The sequence below is a fragment of the Moellerella wisconsensis ATCC 35017 genome (genome assembly GCF_001294465.1).
GTDB classification, from domain to species: domain Bacteria; phylum Pseudomonadota; class Gammaproteobacteria; order Enterobacterales; family Enterobacteriaceae; genus Moellerella; species Moellerella wisconsensis.
The window spans coordinates 1-17,923 of sequence record NZ_LGAA01000015.1; the positions used below are offsets into that span (position 1 = coordinate 1).

General features: G+C 32.9%; 16 protein-coding genes. 9 read left to right on the forward strand and 7 right to left on the reverse strand.

Annotated elements, in window-relative coordinates:
• Window positions 1-934 (forward strand): hypothetical protein (locus M992_RS15450; RefSeq protein ID WP_248842502.1); only part of this gene is annotated, 934 nt, incomplete at its 5' end.
• 145 nt (window positions 935-1,079) lie between these two features.
• On the opposite strand, the gene M992_RS07060 is transcribed toward M992_RS15450, so the two are convergent.
• Together M992_RS07060 and M992_RS07065 are read right to left on the reverse strand one after the other, a co-directional pair.
• On the reverse strand, window positions 1,080-1,811 hold the full coding sequence (locus tag M992_RS07060) for a T3SS regulon anti-activator ExsD family protein (RefSeq protein ID WP_053907921.1): 732 nt from the start codon (window positions 1,809-1,811) through the stop codon (window positions 1,080-1,082).
• Between the two features lie 99 nt (window positions 1,812-1,910).
• Window positions 1,911-2,729, reverse strand: a complete 819-nt coding sequence (locus M992_RS07065; protein WP_053907922.1) for a helix-turn-helix transcriptional regulator — start codon at window positions 2,727-2,729, stop codon at window positions 1,911-1,913.
• Window positions 2,730-3,844: 1,115 nt separating this feature from the next.
• On the opposite strand from M992_RS07065, the gene M992_RS07070 reads away from it, so the two are divergent.
• On the forward strand, window positions 3,845-4,333 hold the full coding sequence (locus M992_RS07070) for a bactofilin family protein (RefSeq protein ID WP_053907923.1): 489 nt from the start codon (window positions 3,845-3,847) through the stop codon (window positions 4,331-4,333).
• Between the two features lie 31 nt (window positions 4,334-4,364).
• Here the strand turns inward: M992_RS07070 and M992_RS07075 are convergent, their stop codons facing one another.
• Together M992_RS07075 and M992_RS07080 are read right to left on the reverse strand one after the other, a co-directional pair.
• Complete coding sequence (locus M992_RS07075; protein WP_053907924.1) at window positions 4,365-4,712, reverse strand: nitrous oxide-stimulated promoter family protein; 348 nt, start codon at window positions 4,710-4,712, stop codon at window positions 4,365-4,367.
• A gap of 184 nt (window positions 4,713-4,896) precedes the next feature.
• The gene (locus tag M992_RS07080; RefSeq protein ID WP_053907925.1) at window positions 4,897-5,118 is read right to left on the reverse strand and encodes a DUF465 domain-containing protein; all 222 of its coding nucleotides are present in this window, start codon (window positions 5,116-5,118) and stop codon (window positions 4,897-4,899) included.
• Between the two features lie 332 nt (window positions 5,119-5,450).
• On the opposite strand from M992_RS07080, the gene eco reads away from it, so the two are divergent.
• The gene (eco, locus tag M992_RS07085; protein ID WP_053907926.1) at window positions 5,451-5,930 is read left to right on the forward strand and encodes a serine protease inhibitor ecotin; all 480 of its coding nucleotides are present in this window, start codon (window positions 5,451-5,453) and stop codon (window positions 5,928-5,930) included.
• Between the two features lie 134 nt (window positions 5,931-6,064).
• Here eco and M992_RS07090 read toward each other — a convergent pair whose 3' ends face one another.
• The gene (locus tag M992_RS07090; RefSeq protein WP_053907927.1) at window positions 6,065-6,502 is read right to left on the reverse strand and encodes a universal stress protein; all 438 of its coding nucleotides are present in this window, start codon (window positions 6,500-6,502) and stop codon (window positions 6,065-6,067) included.
• Between the two features lie 472 nt (window positions 6,503-6,974).
• Between M992_RS07090 and M992_RS07095 the strand changes: the two genes are divergently transcribed.
• The 5 genes from M992_RS07095 to M992_RS07115 all read left to right on the forward strand — a co-directional run bounded on the left by M992_RS07095 (window position 6,975) and on the right by M992_RS07115 (window position 12,933).
• On the forward strand, window positions 6,975-7,907 hold the full coding sequence (locus M992_RS07095; protein ID WP_053907928.1) for a cation diffusion facilitator family transporter: 933 nt from the start codon (window positions 6,975-6,977) through the stop codon (window positions 7,905-7,907).
• 367 nt (window positions 7,908-8,274) lie between these two features.
• A complete protein-coding gene (locus tag M992_RS07100; RefSeq protein ID WP_053907929.1) occupies window positions 8,275-9,330 on the forward strand; it encodes a UDP-glucose--hexose-1-phosphate uridylyltransferase in 1,056 nt (351 codons plus the stop codon).
• A 99-nt stretch (window positions 9,331-9,429) separates the two neighbouring features.
• Window positions 9,430-10,587 carry a galactokinase gene (galK, locus tag M992_RS07105; protein ID WP_053907930.1) on the forward strand — a complete coding sequence of 386 codons (1,158 nt, stop codon included), beginning with the start codon at window positions 9,430-9,432 and terminating at the stop codon, window positions 10,585-10,587.
• 93 nt (window positions 10,588-10,680) lie between these two features.
• Window positions 10,681-11,697 carry a galactose-1-epimerase gene (gene galM / locus M992_RS07110; RefSeq protein ID WP_053907931.1) on the forward strand — a complete coding sequence of 339 codons (1,017 nt, stop codon included), beginning with the start codon at window positions 10,681-10,683 and terminating at the stop codon, window positions 11,695-11,697.
• A gap of 234 nt (window positions 11,698-11,931) precedes the next feature.
• On the forward strand, window positions 11,932-12,933 hold the full coding sequence (locus tag M992_RS07115; protein WP_053907932.1) for a substrate-binding domain-containing protein: 1,002 nt from the start codon (window positions 11,932-11,934) through the stop codon (window positions 12,931-12,933).
• A 65-nt stretch (window positions 12,934-12,998) separates the two neighbouring features.
• On the opposite strand, the gene M992_RS07120 is transcribed toward M992_RS07115, so the two are convergent.
• Both M992_RS07120 and prpC read right to left on the reverse strand, forming a co-directional pair.
• A complete protein-coding gene (locus M992_RS07120) occupies window positions 12,999-14,450 on the reverse strand; it encodes a bifunctional 2-methylcitrate dehydratase/aconitate hydratase (protein ID WP_053907933.1) in 1,452 nt (483 codons plus the stop codon).
• A 20-nt stretch (window positions 14,451-14,470) separates the two neighbouring features.
• Window positions 14,471-15,637: a bifunctional 2-methylcitrate synthase/citrate synthase gene (gene prpC / locus M992_RS07125; RefSeq protein ID WP_053907934.1), complete on the reverse strand. Its 1,167-nt coding sequence runs from the start codon at window positions 15,635-15,637 to the stop codon at window positions 14,471-14,473.
• Window positions 15,638-16,719: 1,082 nt separating this feature from the next.
• Between prpC and M992_RS07130 the strand changes: the two genes are divergently transcribed.
• Entirely contained in the window at window positions 16,720-17,862 is a 1,143-nt protein-coding gene (locus tag M992_RS07130; RefSeq protein ID WP_053907949.1) for an MFS transporter, read from the forward strand.
• The last annotated feature ends 61 nt before the right edge of the window (window positions 17,863-17,923 follow it).

Here is a 17,923-nt window from a genome sequence, read left to right on the forward strand (position 1 = left end):
GCGTCAGCAACTAAATGAATTTATTGCCAACAATAAAACATTGACTCAGCGTATCCAGCAGCAAATGCAGATAAATCATCAGCTTGAGGCTGATATTACAGCGAAAAAACAAGCTGGAAGCAGTGATGTAGAAGAATTAGTGAGTCAACTAACTAAAGCTAAACATACTATTAATTTATTGAATCAGGAAAAAGATCAACTTAAAGCAGTGAATACGCAGTTTGTGGCTCAAAGTGCGGCAATAGAGTTATTAAAGCAGCAGATTGATGAAAAAAAACAAGCAAATAAATTGTTTGAGCAACAGCTAACTGCTGCGAAACAAGATATTAATAAATTAAATCTTGAACTTCAAAAACAAAAATCATTAGTTGATGGTTCAATTCAAACATCTCAATTTGATAGCTTGAAATCTCAATTAGCAGCATTGAAATTAGAAAATGAACAGCTTAAGAAAGGTACTGCCGTTCAGTCAGGTACTCAATCAGTACCTAAAGTTAGTTTAAATTCTACATTACCGACAGCGACTAAGCCGATTGATAATACTGTTAGTGAACAAAATAAAAAGAAAAATCAGAAAATAATTGCTAGTCTGATAAAAGATAAATATAACAAATTAGATGCAAACACATATTTTAAAATATTGCAGAAAGGAACAGCGATAAAAAATATAGATAATAAACAAATTAGTTTTATTATGCGTGAGCAGTTGACTGATGGGACTGTAACTGTGTTATATAAGGAAGATAACCCGGTGGTATTACCTTATAAAGAATTACCTATACCGCTAAATAGCTTTATACAAAAAGCCGGTGTTGGTGGTGTCGTTAAAGTGTATATCAAACCAGAAGGTGGATACGGTATTAATGGTATTCCTGGGCAGATAGCACCGAACTCGATGTCGATAATTGATTTAAAAGTATTAAAAGTAGAATAGTGAAGAAATTATATTGATAATTGCAAAGCCGGTTAATATGACTGGCTTTTTTATTGTTATCTATAAATTATATTTTAATTAATAGAGTAAAATTAACGCTAAGGTCAGGTATATATCCCCTGACACTTTTAATTATTTTCACATTCTAGTTAGACCAAATGTAATGATTGCTAAAAGTCTTTATTTGATGAGATGATAGCCAATTTTCTAACATTGAAAAGTCATTACTAGATCTATAGGGTTGAGATAGATATTGCCAGACCCTCTTTAGCTCCATGGGTATTTGATATGATGAATTTAAATTAATAAAATCATACTGTCTATTTATTAAGCATAGTAAATCAGCTCCATCTTGTTCAAAACGTAAGAATATAGATTCTAATTCTTGATGAATTCGTTCTTTTTTTAATGAAATAATAGATATACTTTTATTATTTACCTTATATTCCTCTAATTGACTTAATATACAATATTGTTTTTCTTCTGTACTAATTATAATGTATTGTTTGATTAAGTCAGTTAGCTTTGGATATTTGGTATTAATAAACCAATTTATGATAGGAATTAAAAAATAGTTTATAAATAAATTTTTATCAGATAAATCAATGTCGTTGATTAGTAGTTGTTTAAAATCTGAAGTATGAGATATTATTTGATGTAACTCTGATTTTGTAAAAGGATATTTTATTCTATTTTGGTAAAAGTCGGAATGAATAAATAAATCATATTTATGACGGCCAAATATTCGTTTTAATAAATTTAATTGCTGTATATGTATTTTTGTTTCTATATTAGATAATGATATTTGATAGTTTAGGTTTTCTTTATTGTTGAAATTTGATGTGTATTCATTTAGTAATTTTATAATATTATTCATTTACCATGCCTTTCTGTCAGTGATAGCAATCTGTCTTATGCTATTTTATAACTGACAGGGCATTTTAAATATTATTTTTCTGATAATATTTTATCAATTTTAGTCGCTAGTGTTCCTGGATCGGCTAGGAGTATATCCAAATCGTTTACGGTAACTTTGAGTAAAATAAGATTGACTTGAAAATCCAGCTTCCATCGATATCTCAACGATACTCATATCTGTATTGATTAGTAATTGGTGAGCATACATAATTCTTTTCTCACTAATCCAAGCTCTTGGTGATGTAGCATAAACTGAGTTAAATAATTCTTTAAATGTGGTTAAACCCATTCCAAATTCTTTAGAAAATTCATTGAGTTTCCATTCTTTTAAATAATTATTTTCCATGAATATTTGTAATCTTTCAGCTTGTCTATTACTTAATTGGCGTAAATTAGACATCAATTCAGAGCCTTTATCACTATAAGATAATAATAACATTAGTTCAGATAGTCGTAAATTGATTAGTGCCTCAGGGCAATCATGAGTCAAAAAAGAAAGTAAACTATGACAAGTTTCTAATAATAATGGTGTATTAGTGAATTTTATCACATCACTTAGACTTTCATCGCAGCGTTTAATTTCGCTTAATATATCGCCATATTTATTTAAGTAATCACGTAAGAAATTATCATTTAATGGGATCCAGAGTAATTCACTTTCTTTTTCTTTACTTTGCAGTGCATAAGTTCCTTGTTTTAGATAAATAATATCATTTTCATTAACTTGAGTGGTTGATGCGGGCGCCTGCCAAATTATTGAACCTTTAGTAACTATTAGTAGCCCCTTGGAGCTCTTATTGATAATCGCGTGGTTATTAGTTTCATAGAAGTGTAATTTACTAATATAGTTATCATTCTTATCATCATTTATTTTCATAAACATCTCACATATAGTTTTTTGATAAAAAAAGCATAATGTTTTCAGTAAACACTATGTAACGCATTGGCTAGACCATGCTTTAATTATTGATATCGGCAATGTGAGAAAATTATATAGAGTGTTTTTTTTTGTGTCATAAAATAATTCAAAGTATTAGCAAATGTTTCTAGATGTATAAAATGCGAGTTATTTAGCTATTTGAATCGTTTTTTACGAGTTGTTTTTTGTTATTTACTATCAATATTAGCTTATATGGGTATTTTATTAACTATAAGGTTTTTTTTTGTTCTATTTTGATACAGCTATAAACATAAAATAAAAAATTTTTATCTATATACAAATTAAATAAACCATAAAATCAATTAACTAATCGTAATTGAACTACTAATAGGGTTTAATTTACGATCTATTAGTTCGTAATAAATACAATAGTTAATATAAAGTAAACTATTCAGTTATTTATTATATCTTAATATTTTAAAATAAATCCTATCGATTGATTTATTTGATTAAACTCTTTGTTTAAACGTAATTTTGAAACAAAAATATTATTTAAATACTGTAGTCTAAAAAAATATAATAACTAAACTCTTATATCAATAAGTTAATCTTATGATTTAATCGGGGTTTTATTATTTTAATGCTGATATTTAAGGTTTTTAGTATAGTTGATGATGTTATTAATAAATTAATTTAATTAATTATTTGGTTAAGGTAATAATAACTGATTTATTTTTATGTAAATTTATTACATTTTAACCGTGTCTGCATAGTTAACTGATTCTAATGTGTATTTTTGCAAAGACTAGAATAAAAATGTGGATATTAGATGATTTTTTGATATGAGAGGCAGAGAAACCGATAAATTATACTGTTTATTGCCTTATCAAGTATTTGAAGTTACTGCTATTATTTTAATTAAGCTAAACAATAAATGTAATTAGGTAATTATTATTAATAAACATAAAAATTTATACTTATGGTTTTTATGGGGAGGATGGTTTTTTATTCTAACTTTCTTTATCCCATTTACGATGATGTGTATCTTTTTTATCATTTTATTCGTTGGAGGAGTATTCATTCCTCTTTTAAGACAGAAGGTTATAAATTTAATGTTAGGTAGAAAAAATCAAGTCGCCGTAAAGCCTATTGAGGATATAATAATAGAGCCTAAAAAAATTACTGATAGCGTCAAGTTAATTACTGTAATTGCCAAAGATAGTCATTTTGAAGGTACACTACGAGTCAAGGGTGATATAAAAATTTGGGGATGCTTTAAAGGGAATCTTTATGTTACAGGAGGTATTGCCCAAGTTATGAAAGGAGGCGGAATGGAAGGAGAAATAGAAGCTGAAAATGTAACTATCAATGGTAAAGTTCAAGGTAAATGCAGTTGTATCAATCTTGAAATCCAAGATGAAGGTGAGTTATCTGGTACTTGCTGTTGTGAAAATATATCTATTAGTAAAGGAGGTAAATTTTTAGGTCAATCAGAAATTCTCGATGAAAAAATGAAAAAGAAATTATCTGTTATCAAAGATAATGCAGAAGGAAAATTGGTAAAGGTAGAAAAGAAAGATAGCTTAGTTAATGATAAATAATCATCATTATATAGCTAAGTTAAAATAATTTTTATTTATTATTATTTTTTCTTCTTATTGGTAATTCGGGTACGGGTTTTTTATCATCAATTAAGTGCTTGATGGCTAGTGTTGGATGAAAAATAATCATTCTTGGCCCAGACCAACGCATAATACGTTTCATTTGTTCGCGCATTTTTGGTTGATAGCAATGAACAGGGCATTGTTTACAGGCTGGTTTATTTTCACCATAGCGGCACTTCTCTAGTCGTTTAACTGCGTATGTGTAGAGATCCTGATATAAATTAGGTTGTTCTATAGGCGCGGGATATGATTTTTCATACAGCTTAATCATTTTATTGATTGTTTTTATTTCCCGTTGAATCCGTTTTCCTCTCATTGAATATTCCTCCATTAGTTAATGGTGTATTTAATATACCTGTTATTAATGTAAGAATAAAGCTAGATAATGTGATGATATTTAATGAGATCGTGAAATGTCACAATGAATGGCATAATGATTCAATAAGTTATGCCATTCATATAAAAATTAAATAGCTTAAAGTTTGTTAAGTTAACTTAAGTTATTTTAAATATTGTGCCTGTTGTATTATTTTTTGCATTTCATCTTTTAGATGAAGCTTTTCTTTTTTTAATTTAACTAGTTGTAGGTTATAACCAGCTCCAGACGGACCTTCAAGTCCCCTTATTTGTTTGTCTAGCTGATCATGTTTTTCATATAAAGACTGAAATCGAGGGTGAGCTGCTTTAAGTTCTGAAACTAAATTATCATTTGTAGAATACATATTCGTACCTCCTAAGAAATATTAAGCCTCAAACTCATTATAACAGTAGAACATTTTATCGCCTTATTTTTGTCTATTTTTTACACATATTTTGATAGGTTTAATTAAAATGACAAAATGATAAATTTAACTGTTTGAAATCTAAGTTTAAATTTTTTGTGTTTTTCTATAGTAAGTAAAGTTAGTTTAATTATTAGGATGATATATTCATGTGGTAAGCTTAATTGCAAGTAATTAAGATTATGTTGAGTTAAAAAGGATTGAACTTAGTCTATGATTACGGCCTCTAAAGGAGAGTTATATATTCTTTTATTAAGCAATAGGATGAAATAATGAAAAAAACGATTTTTCCACTCATGGCTGCTGTTTTAGTTTCTTCTTGTGCTATAGCTGAAAACCAATTAGAAAAGATTGCGCCTTATCCTAAAGCTGAAGCTGGAATGACACGCCATGTGATTGAATTACAACCAAAATCTAATGAAAATGATTATATGGTTGAATTAGTTATAGGTAAGACACTTAAAGTAGATTGTAATAAACAATGGTTTATGGGCGAATTAGATAAAAAAGAGCTACAGGGTTGGGGATATAATTACTATCAACTCGAAGAAGTTAAAGGCCCAGCTTCTACAATGATGGGTTGTGGTGACCAGGCTCCAAAAGAAAGCTTTGTAACTACTAATTTAGGTGATGAAGCTTTTGTTCGTTATAACAGTAAGTTACCAATTGTGGTTTATGCGCCAAAAGATATGGATGTTAAATATCGCGTATGGTCAGCAGAAGATAGTTTATCTACTTCAGTCCAAAAATAATCCTGAATAAATAATATAGGCTCTGGTTAACGTGATTAATTTTAATCAACGTAATACCAGAGCTTTTATGCTCAATTCCAGTTAATCAACCTAATTGTTAATTTATGGATATAGTATTTTTTTATTATTGTGAACTATCTGATAACTAATACTGAGGTATTAGCATGACGTACAATAGTAGACGCTGTTGAGCCCAATAAATAAGTTGTTGTACTTGGATGATGAGATCCAATAACGATTAAGTCAGCATTGATATCAGTGGCATAACTTAAAATTTCATCTTTTGCAGAACCAATACCAATATTACAAACAATTCGCTCATCTGGAATATTAACATTCTTAATAATATCTTCTAAGGCACGAAATGCCAATTTAGAACGCTCAGCTGAATCTTTTTGACTTTCAGGCAAAATAGCCACTTCAATACCGAAAAATAACTCGACGCTAGGTATCACCGATAAAAAATGAATTTTAGGTGAGCCTAATTTAGCCAACTGCTCGACATGTTTGATAATTTCTGGATTCAAATCATCTTCAAGAAGATCAATAGGAACTAAAATTGTTTTATACATAAAGGCCTCGTCTGCTGTTTTTATTACGATCAATTATAGCAAATTTAATTAGTTATATTGTGAATAGTCACAAAAACTTATCAGATAAAATGTAACATATTTCTTATTTCAATTAATATAGTCTTAATAAGATTATAAATTAATTTTATATGTGGTTTATTTCATAATTGATTTTTAAATACATTCAAGCCCAGTTAGTGATATTAAAATCAGTGAGTTATGCTAGAACCATATTAAAGTTAATGTACTGAATATTCAGCGATCTCATAGCGCTTGAGAAGTTTTTTATCTGTCGCATAGTTATATTAGGCTATTTTATTGTGTAATAAAAATTTAGCTAATTATATAAATGAAGACTTTTAGTTATCATTATGGCAATATCTTTGGTCCTAAATAAAGTTGTTTAATTTATTGATTTATAAATACAATTTTAAATGATAATGATTTAAATTTACTAGATAGAATATAAATTATGCATAAACATAACACGTCAAATGAATTAGTTAAGGATAACGCTTCATTACAAACTGAAAAATTCCAAGCGGCAAAGAAAAGTACCTTGGTTAGTATTGCTGTCAATTTAGTTTTATCCTTATGGCAGATCATTATTGGTATTTTTTCTCATTCACAAGGACTAATTGCTGATGGTATTCATACACTATCTGATCTAGTTGCTGATTTTGTTGTATTAATTGCGAATAAGAAAAGTCATAAGAAACCCGATGAAGATCATCCTTATGGACATTTTCGCTATGAAAATGGAGCGTCATTGATTCTGGGGATTATTTTATCGATTGTGGGTATTGGCATGATTTGGTCTGCGGTACAAAAAATCATCGCTCCAGAATTGATCCCCGAAGTCCATAGTATTGCTTTGGTTGCTGCGCTAAGTGCTTTAATTGCCAAGGAAACATTATTTCGTTATATGCTAAATGTGGCGAAAAAAGTTAATTCAAGCATGTTGGTGGCCAATGCATGGCATGCACGTTCTGATGCGGCATCTTCATTGGTAGTTGCGATTGGTATTATTGGTAGTTTATGTGGTTTTAAAATATTCGATCCAATAGCTGCGTTGATCGTAGGAACATTTGTTGGCCGTATGGGATACACTTTTACTTATCAATCTATGCAAGATTTGATGGATAAAGGTGCTAATGAAGAGACATTAGTTGAAATTCGCCAGATCCTTGAAGAAACCTCTGAAATTAAAGGATTTCATGATTTAAAAACTCGTAAATCGGGTGATTATTATTTGGTTGATGTACATTTAGAGGTTGATGGTACACTTAGTATTCAGTGTGGACATGATATAGCCGTTAATGTGAGAGATCGTTTATTAGAGCACCCACAAATTTTGAATGTTATGACGCATTTAGATCCTTACGATGAAAATTGTAAACATTGATATCTTTGTTTATTAAATCAGTTCTGTAATCAATACCCCCGCATATTTAAATCGTTAGTGTGTCGTATGAGTATTAAAAGATACACCAACGATATTTTTTATTAGTATATTTTCTGTTTAATTATAACTCCATGAATAAAGAGATAATCAATCAATCTTTGCTGTTTATGTAAACGTTTACACTAACGCGAGAGAGATCACAGAATATCTATAAGTTGCAGGATATACTGCTTTCATTGTTAGAGAGTCGAGCCATCATTTGCCTTGATTTTAGGGGTAACGATATGAATAGCATCGTTATTCTATAAATCAATAGGGCATCTATCTTAGTTTTTATTGCAGAATTCATAGATTAAAAGAGGTTGCTATGGAGAAAATAAAATTTAATCCGTCAGATTGTCCACATCGTCGTTATAATCCACTAACAGGGCAATGGATATTAGTTTCTCCACACCGTTCTAAACGTCCATGGAGTGGAATGGATGAAAAATCGAGTGCGGTTACTTTACCTTCGTATGATCCTACCTGCTATTTATGTCCTGGAAATGAGCGGATATCAGGTGAAAAAAATCCTAATTATCCTCATATACATGTTTTTCAAAATGATTTTTCTGCTTTATTACCGCAACAAAGCCAACAGCCAGAACATCAATCGGCTTTATTTCAAACGCAAGCTGTAAGTGGGTTGAGTCGAGTGATTTGTTTTTCTCCTGATCATAGTAAAACTTTAGCTGAATTACCGATAAGTCAAATTCAGAATGTTATTACTGTTTGGAAGCAACAAATTGAAGAACTTAGTAAAGATTATTTATGGGTTCAAGTATTTGAGAATAAAGGTGAAATGATGGGATGCTCTCAACCTCATCCGCATGGGCAAATTTGGGCCAGTGATTTTCTTCCTAATGAGTTAGCTAGAAAAGATAATTACCTACAGGAATATTCTCAACAGCACGGAACGAATTTGTTAGTTGACTATGTGGCTGAGGAATTAAAAGATGGTCAACGTATAGTAGTTGAAACACAATATTGGGTTGCAGTGGTTCCTTATTGGGCAGCATGGCCATTTGAGACTATGTTATTACCTAAATTGCCAGTTAAGAGAATGGAACAATTAACTGGACCGATGGAAGAAGATCTGGCGTTAGCGATAAAAAAATTAACCTGTCGTTATGACAATTTGTTTAATTGTCCATTTCCATATTCTATGGGTTGGCATTTTGCACCTTATTTTACCGATGGTCGCGATACTGAACATTGGCAATTACATGCTATTTTTTATCCGCCTTTATTACGTTCAGCATCGGTACGAAAATTTATGGTCGGCTATGAAATGCTAGCAGAAGTGCAACGTGATTTAACACCAGAACAAGCGGCAGAGAAATTACGTTCGGTTAGTGATATCCACTATAAACAACAAAATTAAATTGATGAGCTAATTCCGAATAATATAGATAAATTTATAGCTTATTCCTCAGCCTCTTGCGGGCAAGGGGAGCTATATCGTTAATCAGAGGATACTTTAATGAATAGATTAAAACAGGTCGTGACTCAATCCTTTATTCAATCATTTAATTATTCACCACAGGTGTTTATTCAGGCGCCGGGACGTGTAAATTTGATTGGTGAACACACAGATTATAATGATGGATTTGTTTTACCTTGCGCGATTAATTATCTAACATTAGTCGGAGCTGCGAAGCGTGATGATAATATTATTCGGGTTGTTGCTGTTGATTATGGTAATGAAATCGATGAATTTAATTTGGACCAAGAAATAGAATTTTTAGCCGATAAAATGTGGGCTAATTATATCCGAGGTGTGATTAAGTTTTTATTAGCCCGTGGTTATCATTTCGGCGGCTGTGATATTAGTGTGAGTGGTAATATTCCACAAGGTACGGGGCTAAGTTCTTCCGCTTCTTTAGAAGTTGTTATTGGTCAGGCGATTCAAGAACTTTATCAATTAGATATTAGCCAACAAGAGATTGCTCTTAATGGACAACAAGCAGAAAATCAGTTTGTTGGTTGTAATTGCGGTATTATGGATCAATTAATTTCAGCTTGTGGAGAGCAAGGGCATGCATTATTAATTGATTGCCGATCGCTAGAAACCTCGTCTGTTATTATTCCAAAAGATTTAGTAGTGATGATTATTAATTCTAATAAAAAGCGTGGATTAGTTGATAGCGAATATAATACTCGTCGTTTGCAATGTGAAGAAGCCGCTAGAATATTAGGAATTAAAGCGCTACGTGATATCACAGAGGATGAGTTTGTAAAAAAAGCCAGTCAGTTAGATAGCATAGTGGCGAAGCGTGCTCGTCATGTAATCAGTGAAAATGCTCGGACTTTAGCTGCTGCGAAGGCATTAACCGACAATAATTTACCATTATTAAGCCAATTAATGGAGCAATCGCATATATCTATGCGTGATGATTTTGAAATTACCGTGCAAGAAATAGATACATTAGTGGATATTGTTAAAGCGGTACTGGCAGATGAAGGCGGTGTTAGAATGACCGGCGGAGGTTTTGGCGGTTGTATCGTGGCCTTGATGAAGCAAGATAAAGTCGATTCTGTGATTGAAGCTATCGATGCTAATTATCATACAGCAACCGGATTGCAGGCTGAAATTTATGTTTGTCAGCCGAGTGCAGGTGCGGGTGTTTATAGTGAATAGTTTTAGCTGAAATAAATCGATACGCTATAATTTATTAACCGACTTATTTTGTTATTCATCGTCAATTGTTGTTAATTAAGGACAGGTGCTCTTATGGAAGATATTAATTCTCAAATTATCACACTGACTAATCGTGGCGGGATGAAAATACAGCTTACTGATTTTGGTGCAACGTGGCTAAGTTGCATACTTCCCTTAAAATCAGGAGAAAGAGATGTTTTATTGGGAGCACCATCATTATCAGCCTTATCACAACAGCAAGTTTATCTGGGTGCAACCGTTGGTCGTTTTGCTAACCGAATAGCGAATGGAAAATTCACTTTAGAGGGTGAAGAATTCACTTTAACAATTAATCAAGCACCTAATTGTTTGCATGGTGGAATTGATAACTTCAGTTATCGTCAATGGAAAATAGAGAAAAAAAATCAAAATGAGGTTTTATTTTCACTTTTTTCTCCTGATGGAGATCAAGGTTTTCCCGGGGATTTACAGGCCTCTGTAGAGTATTGTCTGACGGATGATAATCGAGTCACTATCACCTATACCAGCCAAACAAATAAACACTGTCCGGTAAGTTTAACCAATCATAGTTATTTCAATTTAGCTGGCGAGAATTCGACTCGAACTTGTTTAGAACATGATTTACAGCTTTATGCACCTCAATTTTTACCGTTAACAGCTGAGGGTATCCCAACCGGTGAATGGCGAAAAACGACTGGAACACATTTTGATTTTAGTCAGCGTCGGCGTATTGGTCGTGATTTTTTACAAGATGACGAACAACTGCGGGTAGGCGGTTACGATCATCCACTGATCTTGGATATAGAGAAAACAGATGGCCAATCCATTATTGCTTCGTTATTTTCTCCTGATGATGATGTTCGCTTAGATATTGCGACAACGATGCCAAGCATGCAGTTATATAGTGGAAATTATTTACAAGGAACGCGCGGAAAATCAAGTAAATACACTAATTACTTTGGTGTAGCTATGGAAACGCAATTTTTACCAGATGGACCGAATCATCCTGAATGGGATGAAAAATATCGCGGCATACAACAAGCTAATAAAACTTATCATCATTCCACAAGCTATCAATTTATTTTTTAACCAGCATAAAGGTTAGAAATTATCGATTAAACGCGTTCATATAGCGCGTTTAATTTTTAGTATTAAATATCTGTCAATTTTACTTATTAATTATCTATTATAGTATATCATAGCGAATAGTTAGTTGTTTTCTATCGTTTTTTCAGTAATGTAATCGTATGCTGATTATGACTAAATAGTTGGATTAATAAGTCATGTATTGGTTAATAGCGTTATTTGTCAAAGAGGCATAATATGGCAACGATAAAAGATGTTGCACGGGAAGCAGGTGTTTCAGTAGCGACCGTTTCACGCGTAATAAATGAATCACCTAAAGCCAGCAAAGCATCAATTATTGTTGTAAAACAAGCGATGAGCAAACTTGGTTATCGTCCTAATGCCGCTGCTAGAGCGCTTGTAAGTCAAAATAGTCATACAATTGGTGTCTTGGTTAATGATGTCTCCGATCCGTTCTTTGGTACATTAGTTAAAGCTGTTGATGGCGTAGCCCATCGTTATGGTAAACATATTTTGATTTGTAATGGCTATCATAATGCAGAAGAAGAACGACAATCGATAGAATTATTAATTAATAACCGTTGTGATGCTTTGGTTATCCATTCGAAAGCATTATCTGATGCACAACTAATCGATTATGCCACTGAAGTGCCGAGTATGGTGTTGATTAATCGTCATATTCCTCAAATTTCTGAGCGTTGTATTTCACTTAATAATTATCAAGGCGCATATTTAGCAACAGAACATCTTATTCATTACGGTCATAAGAATATTGCTTATATATCATCAAATCATCAAATTGAAGATGCGGAACAACGATTACAAGGTTATCTTGATGCGTTAAAAGATAATAATATTCCTTACTCAGAAAATATGATTGAGCACGGTTCACCGTATGGTGAAGGAGGGGAAGAGGCGATGACCAATTTATTGGCTAAATCCTTGAATATCTCCGCTGTAGTGGCTTATAACGATTTTATGGCAGCAGGCGCCATGTCGGTACTTGATGAGAATGGAATAGCATTACCACAGCAAATGTCTGTGGTTGGCTTTGATGATGCTTTAATTGCGCGTTACATTCATCCTCGATTGACTACAGTCTGTTACCCTATACAAATGATGGCAGAAAAAGCCACAGAATTAGCTTTGGCTATATCTCGCGGTGATGAGATACATGCCCAATCATTAATTTATTGCCCAAAATTAATACAGAGAAATTCGGTTACTAGAATTGAATAATATAAATGATTAGTTTATTAAAAATAGTGCCAATCGCTATTATTTTGATTGGCACTTAATATGTATTAAATAACTAATAGATCAAGATATTCATTTACTGGAATATTATTTAAATACCGCCGGTCTAATGACGCAGCTAATATTCGTTGTTGCTGAGCTTCAGGAAATTGACGCGCTATATTCACTCTGAATTTTTTTAATAATAGCGGGATCCCCTCTTTACGACGACGAGCATGGCCTAATGGATATTCAATAATTATTTCATCTAATTGTTCCCCATTATTTAAAATAACGCACATCGCATTGGTTATCGAACGTTTATCAGGATCATGATAATCTTGTGTAAATAGGGGGTTCTCGCTACAATTTATTTTTCTCCGTAAGATATCAATTCGTGGATCAGCTGCGACGGTATCGCTGTAATCGGCTGCGGTTAATCTGCCATACAATAGAGAAATTGCCACCATATATTGAATACAATGGTCACGATCGGCTGAATTATATAGTGGGCCTTGTTTATCTATAATTCGTAAACATGCCTCATGCGTTTTTATTATTACTGAATGAATGTCATCACTGTTTTTTCCTTGTTCTTTTAATTGATTATATATTTGTAGTGCAGCTTCTATAGCAGTATGTCCATGAAACTCCGCGGGAAAAGAAATTTTAAACAAGGTATTTTCCATTACATAGCAGCCATAGGGACGTTGAAACTTAAAGGGCTGTCCTTTAAATAGCACATCATAAAAGCCCCATTTTTTGGCAGTTAAGGCACTAGGATAACCCATTTCTCCTTTTTGAACTTTAAGGACTAACCGTACTGCTCGAGCTGTTGCATCTCCTGCCGCCCATGATTTTCGGGTACCAGTATTGGGGGATTGACGATAAGTGCGTAGCGGATGACCATCCAGCCAAGCGAGAGAAACCGCGCTAAGTATCTGCTCTCGATTGAGTCCCAGCATTTCTGCAATCACGGCAGTTGAAGCAACTTTAACTAAAATAACGTGATCTAGACCAACTTCATTAAAGGCATTTTCTAGTGCGATACACCCTTGTATTTCATGGGCTTTTATCATACTGGTGAGTACATTTTGTATCGTAAGAGGTGCATGTCCTTTAGTGATGGCTTCGCGTGATAACCAATCAGCTACAGCAAGAATACCCCCTAAGTTATCAGAGGGATGCCCCCATTCTGCAGCTAGCCAAGTATCATTAAAATCTAGCCAACGGTTCATCGCACCAATATTAAATGCTGCTTGTATCGGGTCTAATTGGAATTGAGTTCCAGGAATTTTTGTCCCATTAGGAACAATGGTTCCTGGGATAATAGGCCCTAATAATTTTCGACAGGCTGGATATTCAAGTGATTCCATACCGCAACCAAGCGTATCTAAAAAACAGTAATAGGCGGTTTCATAGGCAAGTTCTGAAATAACAGGTTGTTGAGTTACATAATCAACAATATCAATAATAACCTGATCATATTTAGTATTATTGCACGTGCTTGGCGTAGGCATAGTTATTCCTATCTTAGGAGTTAAGACCGATCCTTTAGAGTAATAAATGGCTGATTTTCAGGGCCAATATAATGTGCAGTAGGACGAATGATTTTATTGTCAAGACGTTGCTCAATAATATGTGCAGCCCACCCGGCAGTACGTGCAATGGCAAACAGTGGAGTAAACATCGCTGTCGGTATTCCCATCAAATAATAGGAAACAGCAGAAAACCAATCGAGATTTGGGAATAAATTTTTTTGCTGAGCCATGAGCATTTCAATGCGATCAGCTATTTGGTACAGTTTATGATTGTTAGTTTCTTGCGATAGTTTATAGGCTATTGATTTAATTATTTTATGGCGAGGGTCAGCAAGAGTGTATACCGGATGACCAAAACCAATAATAACTTCTTGCTGTTGTAGCCGTGATAAAATGTCTTGCTCGGCATCTTCTGGGGAATGATATCGTTGTTGAATCTCGAGTGAAACTTCATTTGCTCCACCGTGTTTTGGCCCACGAAGCGTAGCAATTGCTCCTGTGATGGCAGAATAAAAATCACTTCCCGTACCAGCAATGACTCGGCTGGAAAAGGTTGATGCATTGAACTCATGTTCTGCATATAGAATATAAGAGCTATGCATGTGTTTAACCCATTCTAATGATGGAGTTTTATCGAGTAAAAGATGTAAAAAATGACCTCCTATCGAGTCATCATCAGTTTCCGTTTCAATACGTTTCCCATGATGACTGAAATGATACCAATATAATAATATTGAACTTGATGAAGCGAGCAGTTTATCAGCAATATCCCGTGCTTCAGAAGGTGGATGTGTAATTTTTTCCGGAAGAATACAACCTATTACAGAGATACCAGTACGAATAACATCCATAGGATGTGCCGATGCGGGTAACGATTCCAGTATTATTTTGACATTAGTGGGCAAGCCCCGTAGAGATTTAAGCTTATTTTTATAACAAATTAGTTCAGCATTATTAGGCAATTTTTCATGAATTAATAAATAGGCGACTTCTTCAAATTCACATTTTTCCGCTAAATCATGAATATCATAACCACGATAATGTAGATCATTCCCATTTTTCCCTACAGTGCAGAGGGCTGTATTCCCGGCGCAGATACCCGATAATGCGACTGATTTCTTTGAGTTAAGTTTATTTGAGTCCATATGATTAAAATTTTTCTTCATAAAATCTTCCTTATTTAGTATTTAATCCATTAGATGAATATAGTTTTTATTATTTATAATAATCAAATCTATATAATGTATGTAATCAAGGTTACTGTCTAATTAGCTTTAGTTAACTTATTTGCTTTCATAATAAATAAAATTTTAATTTAATCTCGTGAATTTATTTGGTTTTTTTGCCATTATGTTTTTATTTTACTTGTACTATTTTTAATGTTAATTATTAGTGGTGGTATTTTATTTGATTATTATTTATATTTTAAATTCCATCGGTGTTTTTTCATTTATTAATAAAACATATTTATATTATTTATGAAACATAATTATGTATAACTAATTTAGTAAATCATTAATTAATGGCAATAATAGAATAAAAAACAAAGGGATGATGAATAAAATTATAATTCTGTGGGCATACTCATATATTAAGGTGATAATATGATTAATTAAGCAATAAAACTGACTAAGTAATCGATTTTGTTAATCGTATCCAAATGCTTATGTAGCTATAGTTGTATAACCAGATAACTATATAGTATCGATAATAAGATCCTAATATGTTTTACTCGTAAGAGTGAGTAAAACATTAAAAAAATTAATTCATATATATGAAAGATAAAATAATTATATGTTATAAAATCAGCCAAAAAAGAAATTGAATATCTAGGTAGCTAGCATAATTGTAACAAAACATAGGCTCTATCCACAGGGTCATATCATAACTATTGATAATAGTTACTTTATTAATAACAGATAGACAATTAAAATGAAAACTATAACGTTATGTTTTTATTGATAATATTTATTTTTAATGTGGATTAATAAAATTAATTAATTAAGTTAAAACCTAATATAAAAATTTTTGCTTATAAGCATTAGATTTTCTCATTGTAATTTATGCATAGAAAGATCTATATTGCGCGCAATTGAGCTATTAAGCTTTTATTTATTCTGCTCCAGTCGCCGGAATTTATACTGTTCCTCAGTGTGAATTATAAGGCCTCATGGCATTCCCCCGATGAAGATGCAGCGCATGTAATTACTTTTTAAGTGGAGAGATGGTCGTGAAACAGGCCTCTGCTATGCGCACCAATGACAGTGCTTTCGTACCTGTCGCTGGCTTAACTATTTTTGCTATTGCCTCCGGTTATTTAATGAGCTTAATTCCTTTATCTATGGGGAATTTTGCTATTGATACAAGTTATGCTGGCTGGTTAGCCAGTACGTATTATATTGGCTTACTTATTGGCTCTCTGCTGATTGAACCAGTAATCGCTAAAATTGGCCATCGCTTATCATTTGTTAGCTTCCTATTAATGCTATCAGCTACTGTCATTGCGTTGCCTATAGCCCCACAACTAGAATTTTGGCTACCGATTCGCTTAGTTGCAGGTATTGCTGTTGCTGGCATTTTTGTGGTGGTTGAATCATGGTTATTAATTGGTGATAGTCCGAAGGAACGAGCAAAACGTCTAAGTTTTTATATGACAGCTCTTTATGGAGGGACAACGGTAGGGCAATTAGTGATTGGTGTCATTGGTACCCAAGGTTTTATTCCATTTGTTGTCGTTCTAGGGCTCTTATTATTAGCGGTTATGCCCCCCTTATTTTTACGCCAAGGGCAACCTACATGTGCAACGCATCATCGTTTATCACTCAAGAAGATCAGCAAATTAAGTAAACCTGCGATTATCGGTTGTATGGTATCCGGTGTTGTGATGGGAACTATTTATGGTCTAATGCCATTATCATTAATAGAAGGTCATTACTCTACCGAACAGGTTGGGGTTTTAATGGCTGCTATTATTTTAGGTGGCATGATTATTCAGCCAGTTATTAGCAAATTATCCTTATTAATGAGTAAAACTTTACTATTAGCTATGGTTTCTTTGCTGGGTGTTTTTGCCATGGGAATGATTTACTTATCAGATGATTATTTAGTGATGGTTATTGCTTTGGCATTATTGGGGATGTCATCTTTTGCACTTTATCCCATCGCTATTACATTGGCATGCGATAATCTAGACTCATCTTATATTGTTGCGGCAACTCAAGTTATGTTATTTAGCTACAGCATTGGATCAGCCGTTGGACCTGTTGCTGCTGGTAGATTTATAGCTCAGAATAATGGATTAATGGACTTTTTCTTTATGGTTTTACTCGCAACAGCTATTTATATGCTGATTGCAAGTGTTCGACGTAAAAGTCATATTCTGGTGAGTTAAATATATAATAGAATTGATTGTATAGAAAAGGGGAGTCATTTTATTTGACTCCCCTTTTTAT